Below are 26,680 nucleotides of genomic sequence, written 5' to 3'. Positions count from 1 at the left end.
GGCGCTACGCGTCCGCGGTCGCGGCGCCGACCAGCGCCGCCACCCGCTCCACGCCGAACACATAGCCCTGCACGCCGCACCCGGCGATCACTCCGTCGGCGCGCAGGGAGACGTAGGAGTGGTGCCGGAACGACTCGCGCTTGTGGATGTTGGAGATGTGGACCTCCAGCACCGGCAGCCCGTCGCAGGTGTTGAGGGCATCCAGGATCGCGACCGAGGTGTGCGAGTAGGCGCCCGGGTTGATGACGATCCCGCAGTGGCCGAGGCGTGCCTCGTGGATCCAGTCGACCAGCTCACCCTCGTGGTTGGACTGCCGGAAGTCCACGGTGCCGCCGTGCGCGGCCGCCGCCTTGGCGCACATGGCCTCGATGTCGGCGAGCGTGTCGGAGCCGTAGATCTCGGGCTGACGCTGGCCGAGCAGGTTCAGGTTGGGCCCGTTGAGGATCATGATCGGGGCGTTGGCCAGGGTGCGGGGCACGATTCCTCCGGTCCGTGGGAAAGGCGAACGGCCGTGAAGGGACCGCTGCTCGGTCCGGTCTATCACGGTGCGCGGCGGCTCCGGTCCGGGGCGTCTCACCACCGTGCGCCCCCGTAACCCATGATCACCCTGGGTAGTTGACGGAGCATGCACGATGCACGCACCGTAAGGGCCCCCTCGATGCTGCGGCTTGCGGCCGCCTCGCTCGCCGGGACCGCGATCGAGTTCTACGACTTCTTCGCCTACGGGACGGCCGCGGCGCTCGTCCTGGGGCCGCTGTTCTTCCCGACGTTCTCGCCGCTCGCGGGGACGCTGGCGGCGTTCGGGACGTTCGGTGTGGGGTTCGTGGCCCGGCCGCTGGGCTCGGTGCTGTTCGGGCACCTCGGGGACCGGCGCGGCCGACGTCCGGTCCTGGTCGCGTCCCTGCTGCTGACCGGCGCCTCGACGGTCGCGGTCGGATGCGTGCCGACGTACGGCACCATCGGTATGGCCGCCCCCGTACTGCTGCTGGTGCTGCGCTTTCTGCAAGGGCTGGGCGTCGGCGGGGAGTGGGGCGGGGCGGTGCTGCTGACCGCGGAGCACGCGCCCGCCGGGCGGCGTGGCCTGTGGTCGAGCTTTCCGCAGATCGGTCCGGCCGTCGGCTTTCTCCTCGCCAACGGCGTGATGCTGGCCCTGTCGGCGTCCCTGACGGACGCCCAGTTCGCGCAGTGGGGGTGGCGGGTGCCGTTCTGGGCGGCCGGAGCACTGGCCCTGGGCGGGCTGTGGCTGCGTTCGTCGCTCGCCGAGAGCCCGCGGTTCCTGGAGATCGACGATCCCGCACGCATGCCGTTCGCCGAGGTCGTCCGGCATCACTGGCGGCTGGTGCTGCTGACGGCGGGGGCGCTCGCCATCGGGTACGCGGTGTTCTACGCGGTGACGACCTGGTCGCTGGCGTACGGGACGGAACGCCTCGGGGTGAGCCGTACCGTCATGCTGACCTGCGTCATGGCCGCCGTCGTGGTGAAGGGATCACTCACGCCGGTGATGGCCCTGCTGGGCGACCGCTACGGACGGAAGCCGCTGTGCCTGGCGGGATGCACGGCCTCGGCGCTGTGGATGTTCCCGATGGTCGCGCTGCTCGCCACCGGTCAGCCGCTGCTGATGTTCCTCGGGTTCACCGGCGCTCTGATCGCCTTCATCACCATGTTCGCGGTGATCGCCGCCTATCTGCCGGAGCTCTACGAGCCCCGGGTGCGCTGCACCGGCGCCGCCGTCGGCTACAACCTCGGCGGGGTCCTCGGGGGCGCGCTGACGCCGATCGTGGCGACGGCGCTGGCGGAGCACGGAGGGCGGGTGCCGTGGGCCGTGGGGGCGTATCTGACGGCGATCGCGCTGCTGAGCCTGGGGTGCTTCGCGCTGCTGCCGGAGACGCGTCCGGTGCCGGTGGCGGTGGTCGAGCCGGTTGCCGGGTGAGGGCTCCGGGAGCGGTCTCCGGAAGCGGTCACGGGTTGATCGCCAGTTCCAGGTAGGCGGCGAACAGCACCAGGTGGACGCCGCCCTGCAACGGTGTGGCCCGGCCCGGCACCACGGTGAGGGAGCTGACCACCACGGTCAGCGCGAGCAGCAGCATATGGGTGGCGCTCAGGCCGAGCACCAGAGGGCCGGAGAGCCAGACCGAGGCCAGGGCCACCGCGGGGATGGTCAGGCCGATGCTGGCCATGGCCGAGCCGAGTGCCAGGTTGAGGCTGGTCTGCACGCGGTCCCGACGGGCCGAGCGCAGGGCGGCGATGGTCTCGGGGAGCAGCACGAGCAGGGCGATGACCACGCCGACGACTGCCTGGTGCAGGCCGGCCGCCGCGACGCCGGACTCGATCGCCGGCGACACGCCCTTGGCCAGTCCGACGACCCCGACAAGGGCGAGGCCGAGCAGGCCGAGGCTGATCCAGGCGGCTCGCGCGGACGGGGCCGCGGCGTGGTCTTCGGCGGTGATCACCTCGCCCTGCCGGGTGATCGGCAGGAAGTAGTCGCGGTGCCGCACGGTCTGGGTCGCCACGAACAGGCCGTACAGGATGAGCGACGACAGGGCCGCGAAGGTCAGCTGTACGCCGGAGAACTCCGGGCCCGGTCTGCTGGTGGTGAAGGTCGGCAGCACCAGGCTGAGCGTGGCCAGGGTGGCCACGGTCGCCAGGGCGGCGCCGGTGCCCTCGGGGTTGAAGACCGCGGTGCCGTGGCGCAGCGAGGCGACGAGGAGACAGAGGCCGACGATGCCGTTGCAGGTGATCATCACGGCGGCGAAGACGGTGTCCCGGGCCAGGGTGGAGCTCTTGTCACCGCCGTCGACCATGAGGGTGACGATCAGGGCGACCTCGATGATCGTGACGGCGATGGCGAGGACCAGGGAGCCGAAGGGTTCGCCGACCCGGTGGGCCACGACCTCGGCGTGGTGGACCGCGGCGAGGACCGATCCGGCGAGGACCACGGACACCAGCGCGACGGCCCAGCCGGGGAGACCACGGCCCCAGGTGAACAGGAGCAGGACTACCGCGAGCACCGGCACGAGGAACGTCCACTGGGTGGTGAGCGACCTGAGCCGAGTGATCATGCAGCGATGGTGGCAGAGGCGTACGGGCTTCGCATTCCGGTCCTTTCGAGCTCGGGGGCCCGCCGCCGACGCGGCACGGCCCCCGGTTCGTTCGGGTGCGGTGGTCGGGTGCGGTCGGTCGGGTGTCTACGTGAAGTCGGTCAGGTCCACGACGTCACTGTCGGTGAAGGACGGCGGCCGGGTGCACAGGGCGGCCATCTGCTCGGCGAACTTGCTGGTCTCGGGGTCGCTGCTGTTCCGCATGGCCTCCTCGTAGGAGTTGAACTCGATCACACCGAGGTAGTGGCCGGGCCGGCTCCGGTCCCGCAGGATCAGGCGGCGTGTGGGGCTGTTCTCACGGCCGGCGAACCGGCTGTCCATCTCGTCGGCGAGGGCCTTCATCTCGTCGATGCGGTCGGTCTCGAAGTCGATGATCTGGACGAATGTCACGCTTGCCTCCACCGGGTGGCGGCGCCCCCGGACCGGGGACGTTCCGCCACCCAACGAAGCATCCGCAGCGGTGGGCCGGCAATGCGCTTCACACCGCTGCGCGGGTGGTTGTTCCTACGTCCGACGTGGTCAGACGTCGATGCTGTCTTTCGGAGCGCCTTCGCTCCGTGCCTGCGCCGCCTCGGCCGCCGCCTGCTTCCTGGAGGCCCTCAGGCTGGTGATCGTGGTGACGATCAGGACCCCGCAGATCACGCCGAGCGAGACCGGGATGCTGATCTCGGGCACATGGACGCCGGATTCGTGCAGCGCGTGCAGTACCAGCTTGACGCCGATGAAGCCGAGGATGATCGACAGGCCGTAGGACAGGTGGACCAGCTTCCTCAGCAGTCCGCCGATGAGGAAGTACAGCTGCCGCAGACCCATCAGCGCGAAGGCGTTGGCCGTGAAGACGATGTACGGGTCCTGCGTCAGGCCGAAGATCGCGGGAATGGAGTCCAGCGCGAACAGTACGTCGGTCGTACCTATCGCGAGCATCACGACCAGCATCGGGGTCATGACCCGCTTGCCGTTCTCCTGAATCCACAGCTTGGTGCCGTGGTAGCGGTCGGCCACGCCGAACCGGCGTTCCACGGCCTTGAGCAGCTTGTTCTCCTCGAACTCCTCTTCCTCCTCGCCGGCCCGGGCCTCCTGGATCAGCTTCCAGGCGGTCCAGATCAGGAAGGCACCGAAGAGGTAGAAGACCCACGAGAAGCTGGCGAGGATCGCGGCGCCCGCGGCGATGAAGACGGCCCGCAGGACCAGGGCTATGAGGACACCCACGAGCAGCACCCGCTGCTGGTACTGCGAGGGCACGGCGAACTTCGCCATGATCAGGACGAAGACGAAGAGGTTGTCGACGCTCAGCGACTTCTCGGTGATGAAGCCCGCGAAGAACTCGCCGGCGGGCTGGCCGCCGCCGAAGACGAGCAGGCCGAGGCCGAAGAACCCGGCCAGGGCGATCCAGACGACGGTCCAGATTCCGGCTTCCTTGATGGATACGTCATGCGGCTTGCGGCCGATGAAGAAGTCGACCGCGATCAGGGCGGCCAGACCCAGGATGGTGAGGACCCACAGGGTCACGGATACATCCACTGTTGCCTCCGGTTAGTGAACGGCAAAGATTCGGCGTTGCGCTACCGGAGGTCTCTTCCACCCGGGACGGGCCGACGCCCCGGGATCCGACCGGATCCGTATTGACGGGTACGCCGCAGCAGACAGGGAGTACTCCCCTCCGTACGGAGAACAGTACCCCAATCACCAAGGAAAGGTAAAGCTCTTGGTAAAAGAAAGACCAAATTGGCTGTTCAGGTGACTTTACATGCGCTTGGTGCGGGCTTCCGTCACCTGGGTGAGCACCTGCTGGAGCACGTGACTGCCGGGCGGCACGAGGCAGGGCTCGTAGGTCCAGGCATGCCCCACCCACGGGTCGGCCAGGTGGTCGTCCGGTACCGGAGTGAGTCGCATGAGTGAACGCCAGAGCGGATCGAGCAACGGGCCGTAGGCGGCGGCGTCCTCACGATCGGCGACCAGCAGCAGATGGACGCCCACGTCCGGTCCTTCGTCCGCGAGATAGCGCAGCCGGGTCACGGCCCGGTCGTCGAAGCCGTGCGGGAAGTCGTTCACGATCAGCAGCTGCCGCGAGGTGTCCAGACCGGGCGGCAGCGCGTCGGACGCCCCGCCGCGGACCGCTATCTGCACCAGGTCGACGCGCTCGGTGAGCCGCCCCAGCACGTCCGTCACACCGGCGGCGCCCGTCGCGGGCGGCGCGTCCAGCGCACCGGCTCCCGTCAGCGGGGCGAGCGCGGACGCGCCGGCGCCCGCCGGATCGATGACCTGCACACCGAACTCCCCCGCCGGATGGACGGCGAGCAGCCGGGCCGCGAGCGCCACCGCCGCACGCAGGGCGAGGTCCCGCAGCTCGCCGCCGTCCTCGTACGAGGACGCGTCAGGCACGCCGCTGTCGATCCACAGACCCCGCTCCAGGGGCAGCCGGACCAGCATCGGGATGCGCAGCGGGGTGCTCTCCGGCAGGTGGAGATCACCCAGCCGCACGGCCATCGGCGGCTCCGTCGGCACCCGGTAACCGTGCCAGACCGGGTTGTCCCAGCGGGCGTAGGCCGGTGGCAGTGCGGGCTCGACGACCTCGGACTCGGCGGTGAGCTGGGCGAGGTCCCGGTCGAGAGCCGCTCGGGCCCGGTCGACCAACTGGGCCTGCCGGTCCTGGGCCGCCTCGCGTGCGACGTCGCCCGCCGAGCCCAGTCGGCTGCGCGGGTCGGAGAGGGCCTGGTCGAGTTCCTTCTCCAGGCGGGACTCGGCGAAGTCGACAGCGCTGCGGAAGGCGGCGGTGGAACGGGCCAGGTCCTCGAACATGCCCCAGACCTGGTTGTAGAGCCGCTCGTCCATGGACCAGCCGACCGCGTCACCCGCCACGGGCGGCGCGGGCCCGTCCGCCGGGGCGGGAGCCTCGGGAGCATCTGAGGCCTGGGCCTGTGCCTGGGCCTGGGCCTGTGCCTGGGCCTGGGCCTGTGCCTGGGCCTGGGCCTGTGCCTGGGCCTCGGCTGGGGCCTGGGCCTGGGCCTGGGGCGCCTGACGGCGCTTCGGATGCGTGTAGTCGATGGGGGCGCCGGTGGGTGTGACGGCCGCCGGGTCATCCGGTCCACCGGAGTCTTGAGGCCGGGCCGGTCCACCGGAGGCCTGGGGCCGGCTCGGTCCGTCGGAGATCTGGAACCGGTCCGGCCCGTCGGAGGCCGGGAACCCGCCCGACCCGTCGGAGGCCGGGGGACGACCGTCGTCGGGCATCGGCTCCGTCCCGCCGGGTCCCTCGGCGGGGGCAGCTGGCCGGCCGGTGCTGTCGCCGGGTGTCCGGACGTCGTACGGAGACCCGGCGGCGGAGGCGGTGCCCGGCAGGTCGGGGCCGGTGACGGAGGCGGAGGCGGAGGTGCGACGAGAGCGGTCGGTGTCCGTGGTGCGCGCCGGGACCGAGCGGGCCAGGCCGTGCGCCACCGCTTCCTCGATCCCGCGGGCGAGTTCGGCGGCCTGGGGCAGGCCCTGGTCGGCGAGGAGCGCGGTGAGGCCCTCCGCATAGCCCTGGCCCACCGCGCGGATCTTCCAGGCGGCCTGGCGGCGGTAGAGCTCCAGAGCGACGACCGCGGACTCGGCGTCCAGGCCGGTGAGGGTGTAGGCGGCGACCTCGGTGCCGTCGAGGCCGGTGACCGCGGCGCGCGGCGCGGCCAGGGCGCCGAAGCGGAGCGGGCGGCCGGGCGCGGCGGGCAGGGCGATCAGGACACTGACCCGGTGCACGGTCTCGGGCATGGCGTCGAGGTCGACGGCGAGCCGGTGCTCGGCGGCCGCCTGCCGGGAGACCTCGATCCCGGGCAGTGTGGGCGCGCCCGGGTGGGCCACCCCGTCGGCGTCACGCACCCGGCCGCTCTCGTCGGCGAGGGTGGCTCCGGCCACGATCGGCGCATCGGCCGAGATCCGGATCTCGATCCGGTTCCGCGAGAGCGGATGGTTCTGCCCGCGCACCAGCTCGGCCGCCATGGCCCACGTCCCCCTGTGTGTCGTGTCCTCGTGCGCCGCCGGGCCGCTGCTACAGGATCGGCAGGATCGACGGCACCAGGTCCTGGAAGGTGCGGCCCTTGGCCGGGACACCCAGGGCCGTCAGCGTCCAGCCGGATCCCGACCGGTGCACCTTCGCCATGATCTGCGCGGTGTACTCGCCGCCGCCGTCCAGTGTGTAGCGGGCGAGCTCCTGGCCGGTGGTCTCGTCGACCAGTCGGCAGAAGGCGTTCTGCACTTCCTGGAAGGTCTGCCCGGTGAAGGAGTTGACGGTGAAGATGATCTGGTCGACATGGACCGGGACGCGTGCGAGGTCGACGAGGATGGCCTCGTCGTCACCGCCCTGGCCCGCGCCGCCGACGAGGTTGTCGCCCGTGTGGCGGACCGAGCCGTCGTCGCTCACCAGATGACGGAAGAACACGACGTCGACGGGCTGCTTGTCGGCGAACAGCACCGCCGAGGCGTCCAGGTCGATCTCACGGGTGCGCGAACCGAACAGTCCGCGCCGGGGTGCCGCCTTCCAACCAAGACCCATGCGGACCGCGCTCAACGAGCCGCCGTCCTTCTTCTCCAGGCTGATGGCCTGACCCTTGGTCATGTTGACGGTCACGGCTGTTTCCCCTCGTCGGATGTCCCCTGCTGCCGCGGAGTACGCGGTTGACCAAAACCCTATGCAGCGCCGCTGACAGTGCCGAACCCCGGCCCGCGCTTTGTGTCGGTCTTGCAACACTTCGCGTACTTGCCGGGGTACGGCAGTGGATCAGGGGTCAGGCCAGGCCCGCCTCCCTCATCTGGCGCAGCTCCTTCTTCATCTCGGAGACCTCGTCGCGCAGCCGGGCCGCGATCTCGAACTGCAGATCGGCGGCGGCAGCACGCATACGCTCCGTCATCTCCTCGATCTGCTCGGCGAGTTCGGCCGCCGGACGGTCGGTGGGCACGGCTTCCCCGGCCTTGCCCTTGGCGGCCTTGCCCGCCTTCGCGCCCTTGGCCGCCTTGTCACCCAGGGACGGAACGGGAGCCTTGGCACCCTTGCCGTCCTTCAGCTTGCGGTAGCCCGAGCCGAGCAGCTGTTCGGTGTCGACCTCCTCGCGGGCGATCTGCGCGACGATGTCGTTGATCTTCTTCCGGAGCGGCTGCGGGTCGATGCCGTTGGCCTTGTTGTAGGCGACCTGCTTCTCCCGGCGCCGGTTGGTCTCGTCGATGGCCTTCTCCATCGCCGGAGTGATCTTGTCGGCGTACATGTGGACCTCGCCGGAGACGTTGCGCGCCGCACGGCCGATGGTCTGGATCAGTGAGGTGCCGGAGCGCAGGAAGCCCTCCTTGTCGGCGTCGAGGATCGCCACCAGGGACACCTCGGGCAGGTCGAGGCCCTCACGGAGCAGGTTGATGCCGACCAGGACGTCGAACTCGCCGGAGCGCAGCTCGCGCAGCAGTTCGACGCGGCGCAGGGTGTCGACGTCGCTGTGCAGATAGCGCACCTGGATGCCGAGCTCCAGGAAGTAGTCGGTGAGGTCCTCGGCCATCTTCTTGGTGAGCGTGGTGACCAGGACCCGCTCGTCCTTCTCGGTGCGCTTGCGGATCTCGTGCACCAGGTCGTCGATCTGGCCCTCAGTGGGCTTGACGACGACCTCCGGGTCGACGAGGCCGGTGGGCCGGATGATCTGCTCGACGACGCCGTCGCCACGGGAGAGCTCGTATGCGCCGGGGGTCGCCGACAGGTACACGGCCTGCCCGATCCGCTCCTGGAACTCCTCCCACTTCAGGGGGCGGTTGTCGAGGGCGGAGGGCAGCCGGAAGCCGTGGTCCACGAGGGTGCGCTTGCGGGAGGCGTCGCCCTCGTACATGGCGCCGATCTGCGGCACGGTGACATGCGACTCGTCGATGACGAGCAGGAAGTCGTCCGGGAAGTAGTCGAGCAGGGTGTTCGGCGGCGAGCCGGGCAGGCGGCCGTCGAAGTGCATCGAGTAGTTCTCCACGCCGGAGCAGGAGCCGATCTGGCGGAGCATCTCGATGTCGTACGTGGTGCGCATGCGCAGCCGCTGGGCCTCCAGGAGCTTGCCCTGCTTCTCCAGCTCCGCCAGGCGCTCCCCCAGTTCCTTCTCGATGTCGTTGACGGCCCGCTCCATGCGCTCGGGGCCGGCGACGTAGTGCGAGGCCGGGAAGACGTACAGCTGCTGGTCGTCGCTGATGATCTCGCCGGTGAGCGGATGCAGGGTGGAGAGCGCCTCGATCTCGTCGCCGAACATCTCGATGCGGACGGCGAGCTCCTCGTAGACCGGGAAGATCTCGATGGTGTCGCCGCGGACGCGGAAGGTGCCGCGGGTGAACGCCACGTCGTTGCGCGTGTACTGGATGTCCACGAAGCGGCGCAGCAGGTCGTCGCGGTCGATCTCGTCGCCGATCCGCAGCGGGACCATCCGGTCGACGTACTCCTGCGGGGTACCGAGGCCGTAGATGCAGGAGACCGAGGCGACCACGATCACGTCGCGGCGGGTCAGCAGCGAGTTGGTGGCGGAGTGGCGCAGCCGCTCGACCTCCTCGTTGATCGAGGAGTCCTTCTCGATGTAGGTGTCCGACTGCGGGACGTATGCCTCGGGCTGGTAGTAGTCGTAGTACGAGACGAAGTATTCGACCGCATTGTTCGGGAGAAGCTCACGGAACTCGTTGGCCAGCTGGGCGGCCAGCGTCTTGTTCGGCGCCATCACCAGGGTGGGGCGCTGGAGCTTCTCGATCATCCACGCGGTGGTGGCTGACTTGCCGGTGCCGGTCGCGCCGAGGAGGACGACGTCCTTCTCGCCGGCCTCGATGCGCTTGGCCAGCTCAGCGATGGCCGCCGGCTGGTCGCCGCTGGGCTGGTACGGGCTGACGACCTCGAAGGGCGCCACCGTGCGTTCGATGTGGGAAACGGGCCGCATGGGTTCAACCGTACGGCCCCGCACTGACAACCGGTTCTGATCAGCGGTTCTGCGGGGTGCGCGAGCTGTGATGGCTCTGCTGGCGGCCGACGCGGGGCTGCGGGCGGCGGCTCGGGTGGGGGGTGACCTCGTCGGCCGGGACGCCCGGCTTGTGCTCCGCGCGGAGCCGGTCGGGTCTGCCGGTGACCATCAGCGGATCGAAGATCACCACGACAGCCGCGAGGCAGAGGAAGGCCAGCGGGCCGATCAGCATGGGGGCGAGCAGGGAGGCGGGCGAGTCGCCCGGGGACGTCACACCGGCGCTGTGCAGGTGAACGGTGAGGGCGGCCATGCCGGTGTAGTGCATGCCGCTGACGGCGAGTCCCATGACGAGGCTCGCGCCGACGCTCCACAGGAAGCCGCGGACCTGCCCGGCCGCCCACAGGGCCGAGGTGGCGGCCACGACGCCTATCACGACCGACGAGGCCACCGTGAGCGTGTTGTACTGCAGGGTCCCGTTGAGACGCAGGCCGGCCATGCCGAGGTAGTGCATGGAGGCGATGCCCAGACCGGTGATGGTGCCGCCCGTGAAGAGCGCCGTTCCGGTGGCCCCCCGGTAGCCGACTATGAAGATCCCGACACTCACCATGACGATGGCGAGACCGAGGCTCGCGTAGGTGATCGGTTTGTCGTAGTGGATCGGCGTCTCCTTGACGCTGAACCCCATCATGGCGACGAAGTGCATGGTCCAAATGCCGGATCCGATCGCCGCCGAGCCCAGGGCGAGCCAGGCCGGCCGCCAGGAGTGGGCCACCAGCATCGCCCGGGTCGTGCAGCGCAGCCCGAGGGCGCCACCGAGGCAGGCCATCAGATAGGCCACCAGCGGGGTGACGACCCCGTAGCTGAATCCGTCGACCGTGCCCTGCATGCGTGGCTGCCCTTCACCCTTTGCGACCCGGAATATGTGCAATGCGCCCCCGTCCCAGGACCGCCCGAGCGGTCAGGGTTGACGCAGAGAGTATGACCCGCACCGGAATGGTCGAACGATTTTCCGGCAAAGAAACACGCCCTTGCCGCAGTTGTGCGGCAACAGTGAGCGGGCTTGGGCAACTCCATTCAATCTGTGGCCATCCCGTACCCCACCGCTGTTGACTCACTGCTGTCACTCTTGTGCTGTCCGTGTTCGTTCGACACGAGGAGTACACATGCACGCGCGCGCAGTAGCCGCCACGGCCACCGCGCTGCTGGGAACGGCCGCCCTGCTGAGCCCTGTCCCCGCCGCCCGGGCCGGCGACGCCCCCGAGCCCACGGTGATCGCGCACCGCGGCGCCTCCGCCTACGCCCCGGAGAACACCCTGGCCGCCATCGACAAGGCGGCCGCACTGGGCTTCACCTGGGTCGAGAACGACGTCCAGCGCACCAAGGACGGCCGACTGGTCGTCATCCACGACGACAGCCTGCGGCGCACCACCGACGTCGCCCGGGTCTTCCCCGGCCGGGCGCCCTGGAAGGTGAAGGACTTCACCGCGGCCGAGATCGCCAGGCTCGACGCGGGCAGTTGGTTCTCCCGTTCGTACCGGGGCACTCGGGTGCCGACGCTGGCGCAGTACATGCGCCGGGTCGAGCACAACCACGAGAAGCTGCTTCTGGAGATCAAGAACCCGGAGCTGTACCCGGGCATCGAGCAGCAGATCCTCAAGCTGCTGGGCAACGAGGGCTGGCTGGACCGCGGGCACCTGGACCGGCTCGTCGTGCAGAGCTTCAGCGCGGACAGCCTGCGCACCGTGCACGATCTGCGGCCCGCCGTGACGACCGGCTACCTCGGCACCCCGTCGGTGGCGTCCCTGCGCCGGTACGCGGGCTTCGCCGACCTGATCAACCCGTCGGTGGAGTCGATCTCGGCGGGCTATGTGCACACCGTGCACGCGGTCGTCGGGCCGCACGGCCGGCCGCTGCGTGTCTTCACCTGGACGGTGAACGACGCGGTCACCACCTGGAAGGCCGTCGGCTACGGCGTCGACGGCCTCATCACCAACAGACCCGACGTGGTGCGGGCCGCGCTGCGGGCGAGCTGAGCCCGCCCGGACGACGGGCGTTGTCAGTGGCGGGTCGTACGGTGGGGCACATGGACAGCGAAGGGCAGTACGGGCAGCGGGTGGTGTGGGCCGTCGTAAGCACCGACATCGGTCCGCTGCTGGTCGCGGCGACCGGCAGCGGCCTGGTCAACGTGGTGTTCCACGCCACCGACGCGGTACGGGAGCGGACGGTGGAGCGGCTCTCGGCCAGGCTGGGCACCGAGCCCGTCGAGGATCCCGCGGAGCCCGTGCTGGCCGAGGCGATATCCCAGCTGCAGGCGTACTTCGCGGGCCGGCGGCAGGACTTCGACCTGCCGCTGGACTGGTCGCTGATCTCCGGCTTCAACCGGCAGGTGCTGCGCGAACTGGCCGCCGGTGTCCCGTACGGCACGGTGGTCGGGTACGGCGATCTGGCGGGATGGGTCGGTCAGCCCGGCGCGGCGCAGGCGGTGGGCGCCGCGATGGGCGCCAATCCGCTGCCGGTCGTCGTGCCCTGTCACCGGGTGGTGGAGAGCGACGGCGGGATCGGCGGGTTCGGGGGCGGCCTGGAGACCAAGCGGAAGCTGCTCGCCCTGGAGGGTGTGCTGCCCGAGCCGCTGTTCTGAGGCACGGCCCCCGAGTCCCGGTCGTGCGGTGCCCCGCCGGGCAGGTCAGCCGTAGTGCCGTGCCTCGACGACGTTGCCGTCGGGGTCCCGGAAGTAGAAGTTGCGCGGGGCCCTGCCGCGGGCGCCGAAGGAGTCGTGTCCGATGTCGGTCATGGGCACGGCGTGCTCGGCGAGGCGGGCGCGCAGGGCGTCGAAGGCGTCGGGCGGCAGGGACAGACAGACGTGGTTCACGGGGTGGCCCGCGCTGCCGGCGGCGCCGGGGAGTGCGGGCATGCGCGCGCCGAGGGTGAGCGGCGCGAGGTCGAGGATGGTCTCCTCGTTGACACGCACCGAGGGGAAGGGCGCCTCGCCCGCGGTGAACTCGGCGACCCGCAGCGGCTCCAGGCCGAGCATCCGCTCGTAGAAGCCGGCCGCGGCGGCCGGGTCGGCGACCCAGAGGACGACGTGGTCCAGACGTACCGGGGGATTCGTCATGCCGCCCAGGCTGGTGGCGTCCCCCACAGGCCGCAAGCGTTTAGCCGGATGCGGCCCCCGACAGAGATGAGGGAAGACCGACAGACAGGAGACAGGCGTGGTGCTGGTGGTGTCGGAAGAGGTCAGGGAGGCGCTCGACGCGGGTCGCGCGGTGGTCGCCCTGGAGTCCACGATCATCGCGCACGGGCTGCCGCGCCCGCGCAACCTCCAGGTGGCACTGGAGCTGGAGGACACGGTACGGCGGGCGGGCGCGGTGCCCGCGACCATCGCCGTACTGGACGGGCGACCCCGTGTCGGCCTGGCCAAGGACCAGTTGGAGCGGGTCGCCAACGAGGACGGGATCCGCAAGCTGGGCCACCGCGACCTGCCGCTCGCCGTGGCGGCGGGGGCGAGCGGGGCGACCACCGTGTCGGCGACGGCCCAGCTGGCGGCGCTGGCCGGCCTTCGGGTGTTCGCGACGGGCGGTCTCGGCGGGGTGCACCGTGAGTGGACGGCGACCCAGGACGAGTCCGCCGACCTGGGCCTGCTGGCGCGCACCCGGATCACGGTGGTGTGCGCGGGGGTGAAGTCGATCCTGGACGTGCCGGCCACCCTCCAGCGCCTGGAGACCCTGGGTGTGGCCGTCGCCGGGTACGGCACGGACCGCTTCCCCGGCTTCTACCTGTCCGACTCCGGGCATCCGGTGGACTGGACGCTGCGGAGCCCGGAGCAGGTCGCGGACGTCATGCGGGCCCAGGACGCGCTCGACGCGGCGGACACGGCGCTGATCGTCGCCAATCCCGTTCCGGAGGCGGAGCAGCTCGACCCCGCGCTGCACGCACGGGTGCTCGCCGACGCGCTGCACGCGTGCGACGCGGAGGGGATCTCCGGCCAGGGGGTCACACCGTTCCTGCTCGACTATCTGGTCCGGCACACCGACGGGGCCTCGCTGGAGGCCAATCTGGCGGCCGTGCGCGGCAACGTCCGGCTGGCAGCGCGGATCGCCTCGGCGTGGGCCCGGGGGTGACGACCGAGCGGGGGGCGCATGGGGCGCTCTTGGTTGTCGGGGACGTCGTCACCGATGTCGTCGCGCGGTACCGGGGGCCGCTCGCGGCCGGCACCGACACGGCCGCCGTGATCCGGACCCTGCCCGGCGGGGCGGGCGCCAATGTGGCCTGCTGGGCCGCCCACACGGGCTGTGCGGATGTCCGGCTGCTGGGACGAGTGGGCGCGGACGCGGCGCAGTGGCACGAGCGGGAGCTGGTCACAGCCGGAGTGCGGCCCCGGCTCGTGGTGGACCCGGAGGCGGCGACGGGGACGGTGATCTGTCTGGTCGACGACGGCGCCGCGGCCGAGCGCACCTTCCTCACGGACAGTGGGGCGTCCCTGCGACTGGAGCCCTCCGACTGGTCGGACACGCTGCTGGACGGGGTGGCCCGGCTGCATCTCTCCGGCTATCTGCTGTTCTCCGAACCGAGCCGGGCGCTGGTGGCGGTGGCCCTGGCGGCGGCACGCGCGCGTGACGTGCCGGTGAGCCTGGACCCGGCGTCGGCAGGGTTCCTCGTGGAGCTCGGGGTGGACCGCTTCCTGGCGCTCGCCGAGGGGGTGGACGTCCTGCTGCCGAGCCGGGACGAGGCCTGTCTGCTGACGGGGCTGCCCGATCCGGCGGACGCCGCGGCCAAGCTGAGTCGCCAGGTGCCGCTGGTGGTGGCCAAGGCGGGAGCCGACGGTGCGCTGGTGGCCCGGGCGGGCGACGTCCTCGCACGTGTCCCGGCCGCACCGGCGACGCCCCGGGACACCACGGGGGCCGGTGACGCCTTCACCGGGGCGTTCCTCGCCGCGCTGGTCGCCGGCGCGGATGCTCGGGAGGCGGCGGTACGGGGCTGCCAGGCGGGCTCACGGGCGGTGGAACGCGTGGGGGCGAGACCACCCGCCCCCGACTGATCACGGCACCCGTAAGGAGGTGGCGCAGCTCAGAGCCTCGCGGCTGGAAACGGCACGGCCTGTCACGGCCTCACGCCCGGAAACGGAGCGGCTCATCACAGCCTCGCGCCCGGAACAGCACGGCTCGTCACGGCCCCACGACCGGAAACGGAGCGGCTCGGCACGGCACCGTGCCCGGCAGCGGTGTGCGTGGTCGCGGCGTCGTGCCCGAAGCCGCGGGCCTACGCCTTGCGGCCCCACGCCGAGATCATCGGGGCCGTGGCGAGGTCCATGCTGCCCGTCGCCACGTTGGCCAGGTGCCGGTCGATGTCCTCGTCGGTGGCCAGGCCCGCCGTGACGAGCCGGTCGCGGATCTGCCGGACGGTGGCCGTCTCCAGGGCGGTGCAGGCGGGCGAGGCGACGGGGAAGTAGGCCTCGGCCTCCACCTGGTGCAGTCCGGCCTCGCGGAGCAGCCGGGGAAGCCTGCGGCCGTACGACAGGTCGGCGCCGCGTTCCGCGAGGAGCTTGCGGAAACCCTGGCGCAGGCGGTTGGCGAGCTGTTGCTCGGGGCCGTACTCGTAGGGGCAGGTGAGGGGCTGGAGGGCGGGGTCGGCGTCCTCGATCAGCAGTCGGCCACCGGGGCGCAGCGCCTTGATCATGGAGCGCAACGCCCTTTCCCGGTCCGGCACATGGACCAGCACGAGCCGGGCGTGCACCAGGTCGAAGCCCTCCCCCGGCGGCTCCTCGGCGCCGACGTCATGGGTGCGGACCTCGACGGGTGCGTGGGCGGCCGCGGCGAGCAGCGAGGTGTCGATGTCGGTGGCGACGACCTGGCCGGTCGGCCCGACCTTCCCGGCCAGCCAGGACACCACGGAGGTGCCGCCGGCCCCGACCTCCCAGCAGCGCCAGCCCGCTCCGAGACCGAATGCCTCGAAGTGGCGGAAGGTGGTCGGGTCGAAGAGGTTCGCGAAGGCGTCGAAGCGCTGCCCGGCCTCGCTCTGCTGGTTGTCGAGGAGATATCCGTCGGCCTGTGTCATGAAGTGATGATCCCAGTTGCCCGGCTTGTCCGGGACGGCCGGCGCTCCGCCGCGCCGAGCCGAGCGCGCCGCCGACGGGCGTGGGAGGGATTCGCGTAGCTCCGCCGACTCGACGCCGACTCGACGCCGACTGGCGGGAACCGCGCCGGGTATCCGGTTGTCCACAGGCGGGAACCAACCGGAACTCGCCGTTCCCACAGGCTTACCCGGGTCTCACGCCGGGCTGGCAGACTTGCCGGGCAAGGCGGGAAGCACGGCGCGAGTGGGGCCACGCAAGGAGATCCGGATGACGATGGCAGGGAATCTGCGGAAGGTCACGGGGCTGGGCAGGGCCGGCGGGCTGCGCAGGGTGGCGCGGCTGGCCCGGCGGCTGCCCCGCGTCGACCTGAACCATCACGCGCGGTCCCCGCTGGGCTCCTCGGTGGTCAACTGCGTGACGTACGAGGACGGGGTGCGGGTCCCGGAGTGCGCCGATCTGTTCTCCGCGGTGGAACGGGTACGCAAGAAGGGCGAGGGGTTCGTCTGGCTGGGGCTGCACGAACCGACGGACAGCGAGTTCGCCGGCATCGCCGAGCTGTTCCACCTGCACCCGCTGGCCGTGGAGGACGCGGTCGAGGCCCATCAGCGCCCGAAGGTGGAGCGGTACGGCGAGACGCTGTTCGCGGTGTTCAAGACGGTCTGCTACGTCGAGCACGAGAAGCTGACGGCGACCAGCGAGGTGGTCGACACCGGCGAGATCATGGTGTTCGTCGGCGAGGACTTCGTGATCACGGTACGGCACGGCCGGCACGGCTCGCTGGGGCCGCTGCGCGAGGAGCTGGAAGCCACGCCGCGACAGCTCGCCAAGGGGCCGGCGGCGGTGCTGCACGCGATCGCGGACCATGTGGTCGACGACTATCTGAGCGTCACGGACTCGGTGCAGGCCGACATCGACCAGGTCGAGGCGGACGTGTTCGCGGAGAACGGCGCGCGGGCAGATCCCGGCCGGATCTACCAGATGAAGCGTGAACTCCTGGAGCTGAAGCGGGCGGTGGTGCCGCTCGCCAGGCCGATGGAGGAGCTGACCACCCGGCCGATACGGGTGATCGCCCCGGAGATACAGACCTACTTCAGGGATGTCCTCGACCATCTGATGCGGGCCAAGGAGCAGATCGCGGCGTTCGACGAGTTGCTCAACTCCATTCTCCAGGCGCATCTGGCGCAGGTGACGGTCGCGCAGAACGAGGACATGCGGAAGATCACGGCCTGGGCCGCGGTGATCGCCGTGCCGACGATGGTGTGCGGTGTGTACGGCATGAACTTCGATCACATGCCGGAGCTGCACTGGCGGTTCGGGTATCCGCTCGTCATCGGCGTCATATCCGTGGCGTGTCTGGTGCTGTACCGGGGCTTCAGGCGCAACGGCTGGCTCTGAGCCGTCTCGTCGCGAGGCCGCTCAGCCGCTCCACGCCGGATGCCGTGGGTCGTCGGCGCGGACGAGGACGTCGGCCGTGCCGGCGGGGTCGGTCTCGGTCGCGTAGCGCTCGAAGGCGGGGAGGGTCCAGTGGTCGGTCTCGGGGGTGCGGCGGCGCAGGGCTCCGGGGGTCAGGAGGAGGTGGACGGTCAGGTCGAACGGGAACCAGTGCCGTAGCAGCAGTGGTCCGTGCAGCAGCAGGAGGCCACCGGGCGGGAGTTGGACATAGGGGCTGCGGGTGGCGCGGTCGGTGGTCGGGTCCCACAGGTCGGGCAGGACGCGGCCGGTACCGCCGGGGTCGAGGGGGCCGAAGACCTCGCGCCACAGGGCGTTGGTGTCGAACCAGCCTCCGTAGTACGACTCCGCGTCGCGGTGCCCGTGCTCCAGGCGCAGCGAGGCGGGGCGCAGGAAGCCCTCGGTGGCGACGGCCAGTGACGGCCGGCCCCGTACGCGCAGCGCCTCGCCGACGCGCTCCGCCAGGTCGCCGGGCCGGGCTGCCGGGGCGCCGTCGAAGGCGACGCGTGGCCAGGCGCTCCCGTCGGCGGGCTTCAGTCCGGCCAGCCGCTCGGCGAGACGGTCGGCGAGCCGGTCCCAGGTGATCGCTTCGAGTCGCACAGGATCATGATGCCGGTTCGGCCGTTCGGGCAAGCCGGGGTGGTCCCGGGGCCGGGCGCCGCGGCGGGCCGGAGCACGGCGGAGAGGAGGCGGGGAGCAGCGCAGGACACAGGGCGGGGAGGTGATGTCGTCCGGTTCGCGGCGGAGGCGCGAGCGACGTGAGATCAGCCCCTGGGAAGGGGAAAGTACCGCATATGACACGCCTCGCAACTCCCCCTCACCACGATGGACTTCTGGTCGTGCAGCCACTGCGGCGCAGGCGGTGTGCGGCGTGCAGCCGGGGGCCGCTGTCGCTGCTGGTGGTGGAGGACGGGGTGCCGCGGTGTCTCGACTGCGCCGATCTCGGGCATCTGGTGTTCCTGCCGCGTGGGGACACGGCGCTGACCCGGCGGTCCCGGGAGGAGAGCACGCTGTCGGCGGTGGTGGTGCGGTTCAACCGGCGCAAGAGCCGGTACGAGCGGCAGGGTGTGCTGGTCGAGGAGGCCGCGCTGGCCCGGGCCGAGGTGCGGTGCCTGGCCGACGCCGAGGCGCGGCGGCGGCGCCGGGCGCGGGACGCGAAGCGGCGGGCGGCCGAGGACGCGCTGTTCACGGAGGCGTTCGCGGCGGAGATCCTGCGCCTGTTCCCGGGCTGCCCGCAGGAGCGGGCCCGGGCGATCGCGGCGCACGCGTCGGCGCGGGGCAGCGGGCGGGTCGGGCGGACCGCGGCCGGGCGGGCGCTGTCGGAAAGGGCGGTGGGCTCGGCGGTGGTGGCAGGCGTACGGCACGTGGACACGCCGTACGACCAGCTGCTGATGAGCGGGGTGCCGCGGTACGAGGCACGGCGGCGGACAGCGCGGACGGTCGAGGCGGTGCTGCGTGAGTGGGAGGCCGGGGTGGAGATCCGCTTGACCGGGTGACGGCGGACAAGGACAGGGGTGTGGGGGTGATTCCGGTCGGATGTGCAGGCGGGCGGGCCTCACAGTCATGGGAGGGGGGCGCTCATGGGCATTGACCTGAGTGGCGGAGGCGTCCAGGGACGAGAGCGGGAGTGGTGGTCGTGATCGACGGACCGTATGGCGTGCTGGTCCTGCTGGGGGTGCTGGGGGCCGGACTGGTGGCGGGGGTGTTCTGCGGGTTCTCGACCTTCGTGATGCGCGGGCTGGCCTCGTTGCCGCCGGCGCAGGGGGTCGCCGCGATGAACGCGATCAACCGGGCGGCCCTGACCCCGGCGTTCATGCTGGTGTTCGCGGGGTCGGCGGTGGTGTGCGCGATGATCGCGGTGGTGACGTTCGTGGTGTGGCCGGACGCGGGCAAGGCGGAGCTGCTGCTGGGCAGCGGTCTGTACCTGTTCGGTTCGTTCGGGCTGACCGCGATGGCGAACGTGCCGCGGAACGAGGCGCTGGCCAGGCTGGAGCCGGGTACCCCGGAGGCCGTCTCCTACTGGCCGGTGTACGTGCGCGAGTGGACGCTCTGGAACCACGTGCGCACCGTCGCGTCGGCCGCGGCGGCCGTCGCCTATGTACTGGCACTGTCCTGAGGGAGCCGTGGGAGGGGACTGGACCCCGACTGGACACGGGCTGGCCCTCAGCTGGCCTCCCCCTGAGGAAGGCCCGCCAGAAAGCGCTGTCAGCCACTCTGCGGTCGTGCCCGGGGGGACGTATCGTGGCCGAAAGAGTGCCGCCCGATGATGCACGGCCTGGGGCAACCGCACATGAGGAAGACGACCATGGCCGATCCCAAGGGGTTCATGACCACACCGCGCGAGGAGTGGGCGCGGCGGCCCGTCGAGGAGCGGGTCCGGGACTGGGACGAGGTGTACGTCCCCGGCGCGCTGCTGCCGATCATCAGCAAGCAGGCGGACCGCTGCATGGACTGCGGGGTGCCGTTCTGCCACGACGCGTGTCCGCTGGGGAACCTGATCCCCGAGTGGAACGACCTGGTGTCACGGGAGGACTGGCGGGCGGCGAGCGACCGGCTGCACGCGACGAACAACTTCCCCGAGTTCACCGGACGGTTGTGCCCGGCACCGTGCGAGGCGGGCTGTGTGCTCGCGATCAACCAGCCCGCCGTCACCATCAAGAACGTCGAGTGCGCCATCGCGGATCATGCCTGGGCGCAGGGGTTCGCCTCGCCGCGGCCGCCGGAGCGGCTGTCCGGGCGGACCGTGGCGGTGATCGGGTCGGGGCCGACCGGGCTCGCGGCGGCGCAGCAGCTGACCCGGGCCGGTCACACGGTCGCCGTGTACGAGAAGGACGACCGGCTGGGCGGGCTGATGCGGTACGGCATCCCCGCCTTCAAGATGGAGAAGCAGCACCTGGAACGGCGGCTGGGCCAGATGCGGGCCGAGGGGACGAAGTTCCGTACGTCGGTGGCGGTCGGGCGGGATGTGCGGGCGGCGGAGCTGCGGGCCCGGTACGACGCGGTGGTGATCGCGACCGGAGCGACGGCGTGGCGGGAACTTTCGGTGCCGGGCCGGGAGTTGGACGGAATACACCAGGCGATGGAGTATCTGCCGCTGGCCAACCGGGTGTGCGAGGGGGATCTGGCCGAGTCGCCCATGTCGGCGGCCGGGAAGCATGTGGTGATCGTGGGCGGGGGTGACACGGGGGCGGACTGCCTGGGGACGGCGCTGCGGGAGCGGGCCGCGTCGGTGACCCAGCTGGACATCTACGCGCAGCCGGGTGCCGAGCGGGACGAGGACCTGGAGCCGTGGCCGACGTATCCGAAGATCTACCGGCTGTCGGCGGCGCACGAGGAGGCGCGGGACCTGGAGACGGCGCCCGCCGCGGACGCGGACGCGCGGTTGTTCGCGGCGTCGACGCTGCGCTTCACGGGTGACGAGAGAGGCCATGTGCGTTCGCTGCACCTGGTGGAGGTGGACGAGGCGCGGCTGCCGGTGCCCGGGACCGGGCGGACGCTCCCCGCCGACCTGGTGCTGCTCGCGCTCGGATTCTCCGGGCCCGACCGGGAGGACGGGCTTCTCGACCAGCTGGGGGTGGTGACGGAGCCGCGCGGGACCGTCGCCCGGGACGCGGGGTTCGCCACGAACGTGCCCGGTGTGTTCGCGGCCGGGGACGCGGCGCGCGGGCAGTCGCTGATCGTGTGGGCGATCGCGGAGGGGCGGGCGGTGGCGGCGGCCGTCGACCTCTATCTGACGGGAAGTTCACGACTGCCGTCGCCGATATCGCCGCACGACCGGCCGATGACGGTGTAGTCGCCTCCGGGAAAGCAGGGAAAACCGGGAAAGCCGGGAAGATCGGGGACGGCGGTCCGGCGCGGTCTCGCGGTCGGACCGCCGTCGATCGAGCGGATCTGCTACGGGCCTGGCCCGGTCATCAATTCAGTAGCAGGACAAGAGATCGAACAGCTGATTACTTGAACAACAGAACGACACAGGAAGGTCAGGGAGGCCAGAGGCAGGAGAGGTCAGGAGAGCAGGAAGTCGGCCTCCCCCGCCTTGGCGCCCTCGATGAATGCCGTCATCTCGTCCGTGGTGTAGATCAGTGCCGGTCCGTCCGGGTCGGTCGACTGGCGGACGGCGATCCGGCCGTCGGCCAGCTTCATCGCCTCCAGGCAGTTGCCCCCGTTGCCGCCACTCCACGGCTTGTGCCAGCCCTCGCTGCCCAGTTCCCGGGCAGGCATGCCGTTGTAGATCCGCTCGGTGCGGTTCCGCGGCCCGGACTGGGGCTTTATTCGATCCATTCACAGCTCCTTGCGGAGATCCCGGAGGATCTCCTTCGTGCGTTGTGCCGTAGCGGCCTGCGCCGCCATGCGGTCCATGACCTCGAGGTGGGTCGCCACCTCGGTGCGCGCGTCCAGGTAGACGGCGCCGGTCAGGTACTCGCTGTAGACCATGTCCGGCAGTTCGGGCATGGCGAATCGGAACAGCACGAAGGGCCCGTACGTCCCCGGGTGCGGCCCGTTGGAGAACGGGGCGACCTGGAGCGTCACATTGGGCAGCTTCGTGACCTCGATCAGTCGGTCGATCTGCGCGCGCATCACCTCCGGACCGCCGACCGGGCGGCGCAGGGCGGTCTCGTCCATCACCGCCCAGACGCGGGGCGCGTCGGTACGGGTGAGCAGTTGCTGGCGTTCCATGCGCAGGGCGACATGGCGCTCGATCTCCTCCGGCTCCGTCTGGCCGATGGCGCCCGACTTCAGCACCCCGCGCGCGTAGTCCTCGGTCTGCATCAGGCCGGGCACGAAGTGCGGTTCGTAGGAGCGGATCAGGCTCGCCGCGCCCTCCAGGCTGACGTACATGGAGAACCAGGTCGGCAGGATGTCGTGGAACCGCTGCCACCAGCCGGGCCGGTTGGCCTCCTCGGCGAGCCGGACGAAGAGGTCGGCCTCCTCGTCGGACACCCCGTAGGCCTTCAGGAGCAGTTGGAGGTACGGGATCTTGAGGGCGACCTCGGCCATCTCCATACGGCGGACGGTGGCGGGCGCCACGCGGAGCACGCGGGCAGCCTCCTCGCGCTTGAGCCCCGCGCGTTCCCGCAGGTCGAGGAGGCGCCGGCCGAGGACCACCTGGCCCACGGTCGGCGCGGACCGCGGCTCGCTCACGCTCCACCTCCACGAAGTTCCCTGGCCGGCCTCGCCCATGGGGCGCGCGCCGGCGTCATGGCCGCCCTGCACATACAGGTGTCACCGGCATGCCGACAGCCCGGCGGCGCCATTCGAAGACTCGTTCAAAGATCAGACAGTGCGACCGGAAAGACCAGGTAAGACCGATTCGGTCCGAACAGCCGGAACAGTCCAGTTCGGTGACATCGGTCGCATTGGCCGGATCGGTCCGCCGGATCCTCACTGATCCCAACTGGCGCCGCTCGACATGCTGTTGCGAGCAGTGTGCCACGGCCCTTCACCGCGTCACACAGCACTCTGCATTTTTCAGAGTGACACTTGCCAAGTGTTCATGGCGGGGAGATAGTGGCAAGCGTGATTCCGTCCGCGCCCTTAGGAACAGACGCCGCCGCAGACCGTCTCGGTCTCGGTGCTGATGGGGGTCCTCCCGTGCGAACTCCTTCGAGCGTGGGGGAGGCAGCCGAGCCTGGTGAGGGCACTGTCAAGCGCCGGTTCCGGTTCGAGCTGGCCGCTCATCCGGCCTCTCCCGCCCAGGCGAGACGCCTGGTGCGTGCCCGGCTGACCGGCTGGTCGGTCTGCGCGGACACCTGCGACACCGCCGCCCTGGTCATCACCGAGCTGGTCACCAACGCGATCGTGCACACCGCGAGCAGTCGCGTCGTGTGCGAGCTGCACGACCACGACGACACGGTGCGCATCGCCGTGCACGACGAGGGCTGTGCGCCCGACGAGCCCCACCCGTCCCCGCAGCGCCCCGAGGAGGAGCACGGGAGGGGGTTGCTGCTCGTCGACGCGCTCTGTCAGGCCTGGGGAGCTCAGGAGCACGGGCCCGGCCTGCTGGTCTGGGCGGAGCTGCCGCGCCGGACCGATGCCGCCCGGGAGACCGCCGAGCCGCGCAACGACCTGGGCTGGGGCTCCCGCCCCGTACCGGGTCCGTCGCACGGCCCGTCCCACGGCCCCGCGCACCCTCCGGTGCACCCGCCGTCGTCGGGCTCCGGCGCGGAGGGGCGGTCCGGGGCGCTGGGGTCGGTGCCGCGGCGGAGGCAGCCATGACCGGCGTACGCGGCGCCGGCCGGCCGCTGGGCCTCGACACCCTGGTCCGCCTGAAGCGTGACCGGCGGTCGTCGCCCGTGGACGGCACAGGCGGGCCGTTCCCGGTGCCCGAGGGGATGACGGCACCGCTGGGCTGCGACGCTGTGGCCGTACCGGCGCGACTGGGGCCGCTGGTCGTCCCGCGGCTGCCGCGGGTGGGATGCGTGTACGCCGATGGCACGCACTGGTGGTGGATCGTCCCGTCGGACTCCGACGACGCCCTCACCTGGCCCGCCCCGGCCCACTACAGCCCGGGCGCCCCGCTCCCCACGGCCGCCCGCCTGATCCACCGCCCCGGGGGCACGGTGCCGTACACCCCGCCGATACCGCTGTACCTCGCCCTGTGCCGGGTGACGGGGACGACGCCGGAGTGGTCCCGCCCCCTGCCCGCGTGACGCCGCGCGGCCTCGGCCGACGGAACGGATGGGTGAGGCCGACCGGGCTGTTGAGCCCGACCGGGCTGGTGAGACCCGCCGGGCCGGTAAGCCCGACCGGGCCGGTAGGGCCGACCGGGCCGGTAGGGCCGACCGGGCCGGTAAGGCCGACCGGGCCGGTAAGGCCGACGGGCAAGTGAGACCGACCGGCAAGTGGGACCGACCGGCGCAGGCGCGAGGCGCCGGGCCGACCGAGAGGTGACGGCGGCGCGAGGCCGGCCGCCGGAAACCCTGACGGAGTTACTCTCGGCCGCGAGCCGGGCCGACGGCGTCGCTTCGGATCATGAGCCGACTCGGCGTCGCGTCGGGCCGTGAGCCGCGTCGGGACCGTCTCCGGCCATGAGCGGTATCCGCGTTGTCCCGACCTCACTCCCCGTGCACTCCCCCGCGCCCCGCGAGCCTCGGTGTGCGCCCTGCCCGGTGGCGGCTTCGCCCGCGATAGTGGCCGTTCGTCCACGGTCACGGCCCCGGGGAGGATCGCGGTGACGAAGAGGCAGGACACGGCGGCGCCCGAGGTGTCGGAGTCGGAGCAGTTGCTGTTCGGGGGGCCGCTCCGCTACGACATGGGCTGGAACCAGCACGGGGACGCCTTCCTGGAGCTGGACTTCCGCGCCATGATGACCCGGCTGCCCGGCATGCTCGCCTCCAGTCTGCGGCTGGCCCGGCAGGCGGACGCCCGGGCCACGCGGATCGTGCTGGCCTCGCAGGTGGGCGTCGGGGTGGCCCAGGCGGTCAGCCTGCTCGCCGTGAACAGCGTGCTGGGCCGGCTGATCGGCACCGGCACCATCGAGGAACGGCTGCGCAGCGCCGCCCCCGCCCTGGTGGCCATGGCCGCCGTCCTGTTCCTGGCCGCCGTGCTGCGCGCCGCGTCCACCTACGCCACCGGCCGCCTGGAACCCAAGGTCGAGCGGGTGGCGACCGAGATGTACCTGGAGCGGGCCGCGGCCGTCGAACTCGCCGCGATCGAGGACCACGCCTTCCACAAACTGCTGGACACCGCGCAGTACGGCGCCTCCTCGGCCCGCCGCATGATCAGCTACGGCACGCGCGTGGTGAACGCGATGATCTCGCTGATCACCGCGGCCGGGGTGCTGACCGTGCTGCACCCGGCCCTGCTCCCGCTGCTGATCACGATGACGATCCCGAGTGCCTGGGGAGCCCTGACCAACGCCCGGCGCCGCTACGAGTCGTTCCACACCTGGGTGCAGCACGCCCGCGCCGGCCACCTGATCAGCGCTCTGCTCACCGAGCCGGAGGCGGCGCCGGAGATCCGGGTGCACGGGGTCGGCCCGTTCCTGCTTCGGCACTACCGGGCGATGTCGGAGACGGCGGAGGCGGAGCAGGCCCGGCTGGCCCGGCTCGCGGCCCGTACCGGTCTGATCGCGGCGGCCTGGACCGGACTCGCGACCGTCGCCACGTACGCGACGCTGGGCGGGCTGCTGCTGAGCGGGGCGATGGCCCTGTCGGTGGCCGGTACGGCGGTGATCGCGATCCGCTCCGGCTCGGCGAGCCTGAACACCCTCGTGCTGGAGATCAACACCCTGCACGAGGAGGCCCTGTTCGTCGGCGACCTGGAGCGGCTGTACGTCGAGGCGGCCGAGCGCGCGATCCCGGTCGGCGGTGACCCGCTCCCCGACGACCCGCGGGAGATCCGCTTCGAGAACGTCACCTTCGCCTATCCGAGCGATCATCCGGACGATGCCACCCGCCCCGCCCTGGACGACGTCACGCTCAGCCTCCCCCTGGGCCGCATCGTCGCCCTGGTCGGCGAGAACGGCTCCGGCAAGACCACCCTGGTCAAGCTGCTGGCCGGGCTGTACCAGCCGGATCGCGGCCGCATCCTGTGGGACGGCGTCGACGCGGCGCGGGCCGACCGGCACCGGCTCGCCGAACGCGTCGCCATGGTCGCGCAGGACTTCAAGCGCTGGCCGTTCACCGCCAAGGTCAACGTCGCCGTCGGCCGTTCGTCGGCACCGCTCACCGACGAGCGGCTGGCGACGTCGGTCACGGAGGCGGGCGCCGAGGAGGTGGTCGGGGACCTGCCGCGCGGTCTGGACACCCTGCTGGCCCGCAACTTCAGCGGCGGGCACGAGCTGTCCGGCGGCCAGTGGCAGCGGCTGGGCATCGCGCGGGCCGCCTACCGGCGCGGTCGCATCCTGATCGTGGACGAGCCGACGGCCGCCCTGGACGCACGGGCCGAGCTGGAGGTCTTCGAGAAGATCCGCGCGCTGGCGGGCAACGGGCAGACCGTCGTACTGATCACGCACCGGCTGGCGTCGGTCCGCCACGCGGATCTGGTGCACGTCCTCGACCAGGGCCGGGTGGTGGAGTCGGGCACCCCCGACGAACTCCTGGCGAGCGGCGGCGTCTACGCGGAGTTGTACGCGCTCCAGGCGGACCAGTTCACGGCGAGGCCACCGGTCCGCAGGGCCGGTTAGCCCTCGGGGCAGC

At 71.4% G+C, this 26,680-nt stretch carries 25 protein-coding genes; 12 read left to right on the top strand and 13 right to left on the bottom strand.

The window, feature by feature from the left end; genetic code table 11:
* Nucleotides 1–4 precede the first annotated feature (4 nt).
* Nucleotides 5–478: a type II 3-dehydroquinate dehydratase gene (aroQ, locus tag IEZ11_RS02580; protein ID WP_189260859.1), complete on the bottom strand. Its 474-nt coding sequence runs from the start codon at nt 476–478 to the stop codon at nt 5–7.
* Nucleotides 479–658: 180 nt separating this feature from the next.
* On the opposite strand from aroQ, the gene IEZ11_RS02575 reads away from it, so the two are divergent.
* A complete protein-coding gene (locus IEZ11_RS02575) occupies nt 659–1,930 on the top strand; it encodes an MFS transporter (protein ID WP_189260858.1) in 1,272 nt (423 codons plus the stop codon).
* A gap of 28 nt (nt 1,931–1,958) precedes the next feature.
* On the opposite strand, the gene IEZ11_RS02570 is transcribed toward IEZ11_RS02575, so the two are convergent.
* The 7 genes from IEZ11_RS02570 to IEZ11_RS02540 form a co-directional block, all read right to left on the bottom strand.
* Nucleotides 1,959–3,059: a calcium:cation antiporter gene (locus IEZ11_RS02570; protein ID WP_189260857.1), complete on the bottom strand. Its 1,101-nt coding sequence runs from the start codon at nt 3,057–3,059 to the stop codon at nt 1,959–1,961.
* A gap of 126 nt (nt 3,060–3,185) precedes the next feature.
* Complete coding sequence (locus IEZ11_RS02565) at nt 3,186–3,488, bottom strand: hypothetical protein (RefSeq protein WP_229712777.1); 303 nt, start codon at nt 3,486–3,488, stop codon at nt 3,186–3,188.
* Nucleotides 3,489–3,617: 129 nt separating this feature from the next.
* Complete coding sequence (locus IEZ11_RS02560; RefSeq protein WP_189260856.1) at nt 3,618–4,619, bottom strand: TerC family protein; 1,002 nt, start codon at nt 4,617–4,619, stop codon at nt 3,618–3,620.
* 222 nt (nt 4,620–4,841) lie between these two features.
* A complete protein-coding gene (locus IEZ11_RS02555) occupies nt 4,842–7,067 on the bottom strand; it encodes a TerD family protein (protein WP_189260855.1) in 2,226 nt (741 codons plus the stop codon).
* Nucleotides 7,068–7,116: 49 nt separating this feature from the next.
* Nucleotides 7,117–7,695 carry a TerD family protein gene (locus IEZ11_RS02550; RefSeq protein ID WP_089100950.1) on the bottom strand — a complete coding sequence of 193 codons (579 nt, stop codon included), beginning with the start codon at nt 7,693–7,695 and terminating at the stop codon, nt 7,117–7,119.
* A 157-nt stretch (nt 7,696–7,852) separates the two neighbouring features.
* Entirely contained in the window at nt 7,853–10,000 is a 2,148-nt protein-coding gene (gene uvrB / locus IEZ11_RS02545; protein ID WP_189260854.1) for an excinuclease ABC subunit UvrB, read from the bottom strand.
* A 40-nt stretch (nt 10,001–10,040) separates the two neighbouring features.
* Entirely contained in the window at nt 10,041–10,907 is an 867-nt protein-coding gene (locus IEZ11_RS02540; RefSeq protein WP_189260853.1) for an MHYT domain-containing protein, read from the bottom strand.
* Nucleotides 10,908–11,184: 277 nt separating this feature from the next.
* Between IEZ11_RS02540 and IEZ11_RS02535 the strand changes: the two genes are divergently transcribed.
* Both IEZ11_RS02535 and IEZ11_RS02530 read left to right on the top strand, forming a co-directional pair.
* A complete protein-coding gene (locus tag IEZ11_RS02535; protein ID WP_189260852.1) occupies nt 11,185–12,054 on the top strand; it encodes a glycerophosphodiester phosphodiesterase in 870 nt (289 codons plus the stop codon).
* Nucleotides 12,055–12,104: 50 nt separating this feature from the next.
* Nucleotides 12,105–12,659: a methylated-DNA--[protein]-cysteine S-methyltransferase gene (locus IEZ11_RS02530; RefSeq protein ID WP_189260851.1), complete on the top strand. Its 555-nt coding sequence runs from the start codon at nt 12,105–12,107 to the stop codon at nt 12,657–12,659.
* Between the two features lie 45 nt (nt 12,660–12,704).
* On the opposite strand, the gene IEZ11_RS02525 is transcribed toward IEZ11_RS02530, so the two are convergent.
* Nucleotides 12,705–13,133: a VOC family protein gene (locus IEZ11_RS02525; RefSeq protein WP_189260850.1), complete on the bottom strand. Its 429-nt coding sequence runs from the start codon at nt 13,131–13,133 to the stop codon at nt 12,705–12,707.
* 97 nt (nt 13,134–13,230) lie between these two features.
* Here IEZ11_RS02525 and IEZ11_RS02520 point away from each other — a divergent pair, with 97 nt between their 5' ends.
* Complete coding sequence (locus IEZ11_RS02520; RefSeq protein WP_189260849.1) at nt 13,231–14,139, top strand: pseudouridine-5'-phosphate glycosidase; 909 nt, start codon at nt 13,231–13,233, stop codon at nt 14,137–14,139.
* Nucleotides 14,124–15,056, top strand: a complete 933-nt coding sequence (locus IEZ11_RS02515; protein WP_189260848.1) for a carbohydrate kinase family protein — start codon at nt 14,124–14,126, stop codon at nt 15,054–15,056. Before IEZ11_RS02520 ends, IEZ11_RS02515 begins: the two co-directional genes overlap by 16 nt.
* 221 nt (nt 15,057–15,277) lie before the next feature.
* Here the strand turns inward: IEZ11_RS02515 and IEZ11_RS02510 are convergent, their stop codons facing one another.
* Nucleotides 15,278–16,072, bottom strand: coding sequence for a methyltransferase domain-containing protein (locus tag IEZ11_RS02510; RefSeq protein WP_189260847.1), 795 nt, complete (start codon nt 16,070–16,072; stop codon nt 15,278–15,280).
* Between the two features lie 286 nt (nt 16,073–16,358).
* On the opposite strand from IEZ11_RS02510, the gene corA reads away from it, so the two are divergent.
* Nucleotides 16,359–17,486 (top strand): magnesium/cobalt transporter CorA, encoded by a 1,128-nt coding sequence (gene corA, locus IEZ11_RS02505; RefSeq protein ID WP_189260846.1) that lies wholly within the window; start codon nt 16,359–16,361, stop codon nt 17,484–17,486.
* A gap of 21 nt (nt 17,487–17,507) precedes the next feature.
* Here corA and IEZ11_RS02500 read toward each other — a convergent pair whose 3' ends face one another.
* Nucleotides 17,508–18,140, bottom strand: coding sequence for a nucleoside/nucleotide kinase family protein (locus tag IEZ11_RS02500; protein ID WP_189260845.1), 633 nt, complete (start codon nt 18,138–18,140; stop codon nt 17,508–17,510).
* A 194-nt stretch (nt 18,141–18,334) separates the two neighbouring features.
* Between IEZ11_RS02500 and IEZ11_RS02495 the strand changes: the two genes are divergently transcribed.
* The 3 genes from IEZ11_RS02495 to IEZ11_RS02485 all read left to right on the top strand — a co-directional run bounded on the left by IEZ11_RS02495 (nt 18,335) and on the right by IEZ11_RS02485 (nt 21,333).
* The gene (locus IEZ11_RS02495) at nt 18,335–19,036 is read left to right on the top strand and encodes a DUF2293 domain-containing protein (protein ID WP_189260844.1); all 702 of its coding nucleotides are present in this window, start codon (nt 18,335–18,337) and stop codon (nt 19,034–19,036) included.
* A 140-nt stretch (nt 19,037–19,176) separates the two neighbouring features.
* A complete protein-coding gene (locus tag IEZ11_RS02490; RefSeq protein WP_189260843.1) occupies nt 19,177–19,656 on the top strand; it encodes an anthrone oxygenase family protein in 480 nt (159 codons plus the stop codon).
* A gap of 189 nt (nt 19,657–19,845) precedes the next feature.
* Nucleotides 19,846–21,333, top strand: a complete 1,488-nt coding sequence (locus IEZ11_RS02485) for a glutamate synthase subunit beta (protein WP_189260842.1) — start codon at nt 19,846–19,848, stop codon at nt 21,331–21,333.
* A gap of 212 nt (nt 21,334–21,545) precedes the next feature.
* Here IEZ11_RS02485 and IEZ11_RS02480 read toward each other — a convergent pair whose 3' ends face one another.
* Nucleotides 21,546–21,821 carry a DUF397 domain-containing protein gene (locus tag IEZ11_RS02480; protein WP_089100964.1) on the bottom strand — a complete coding sequence of 92 codons (276 nt, stop codon included), beginning with the start codon at nt 21,819–21,821 and terminating at the stop codon, nt 21,546–21,548.
* The gene (locus IEZ11_RS02475; protein WP_189260841.1) at nt 21,822–22,682 is read right to left on the bottom strand and encodes a Sco1979 family transcriptional regulator; all 861 of its coding nucleotides are present in this window, start codon (nt 22,680–22,682) and stop codon (nt 21,822–21,824) included.
* 366 nt (nt 22,683–23,048) lie between these two features.
* On the opposite strand from IEZ11_RS02475, the gene IEZ11_RS02470 reads away from it, so the two are divergent.
* The 3 genes from IEZ11_RS02470 (at nt 23,049) to IEZ11_RS02455 (ending at nt 26,667) form a co-directional block, all read left to right on the top strand.
* Nucleotides 23,049–23,756, top strand: a complete 708-nt coding sequence (locus IEZ11_RS02470; RefSeq protein ID WP_189260840.1) for an ATP-binding protein — start codon at nt 23,049–23,051, stop codon at nt 23,754–23,756.
* A complete protein-coding gene (locus IEZ11_RS02465) occupies nt 23,753–24,190 on the top strand; it encodes a hypothetical protein (protein ID WP_189260839.1) in 438 nt (145 codons plus the stop codon). Before IEZ11_RS02470 ends, IEZ11_RS02465 begins: the two co-directional genes overlap by 4 nt.
* Before the next feature lie 602 nt (nt 24,191–24,792).
* Complete coding sequence (locus IEZ11_RS02455) at nt 24,793–26,667, top strand: ABC transporter ATP-binding protein (RefSeq protein WP_189261108.1); 1,875 nt, start codon at nt 24,793–24,795, stop codon at nt 26,665–26,667.
* The last annotated feature ends 13 nt before the right edge of the window (nt 26,668–26,680 follow it).

Origin of the sequence: Streptomyces fuscichromogenes (genome assembly GCF_014645815.1) — a bacterium.
GTDB lineage: Bacteria > Actinomycetota > Actinomycetes > Streptomycetales > Streptomycetaceae > Streptomyces > Streptomyces fuscichromogenes.
Note: the sequence above shows the minus strand (reverse complement) of the source record. Positions and strands in the feature narration are given on the sequence as shown.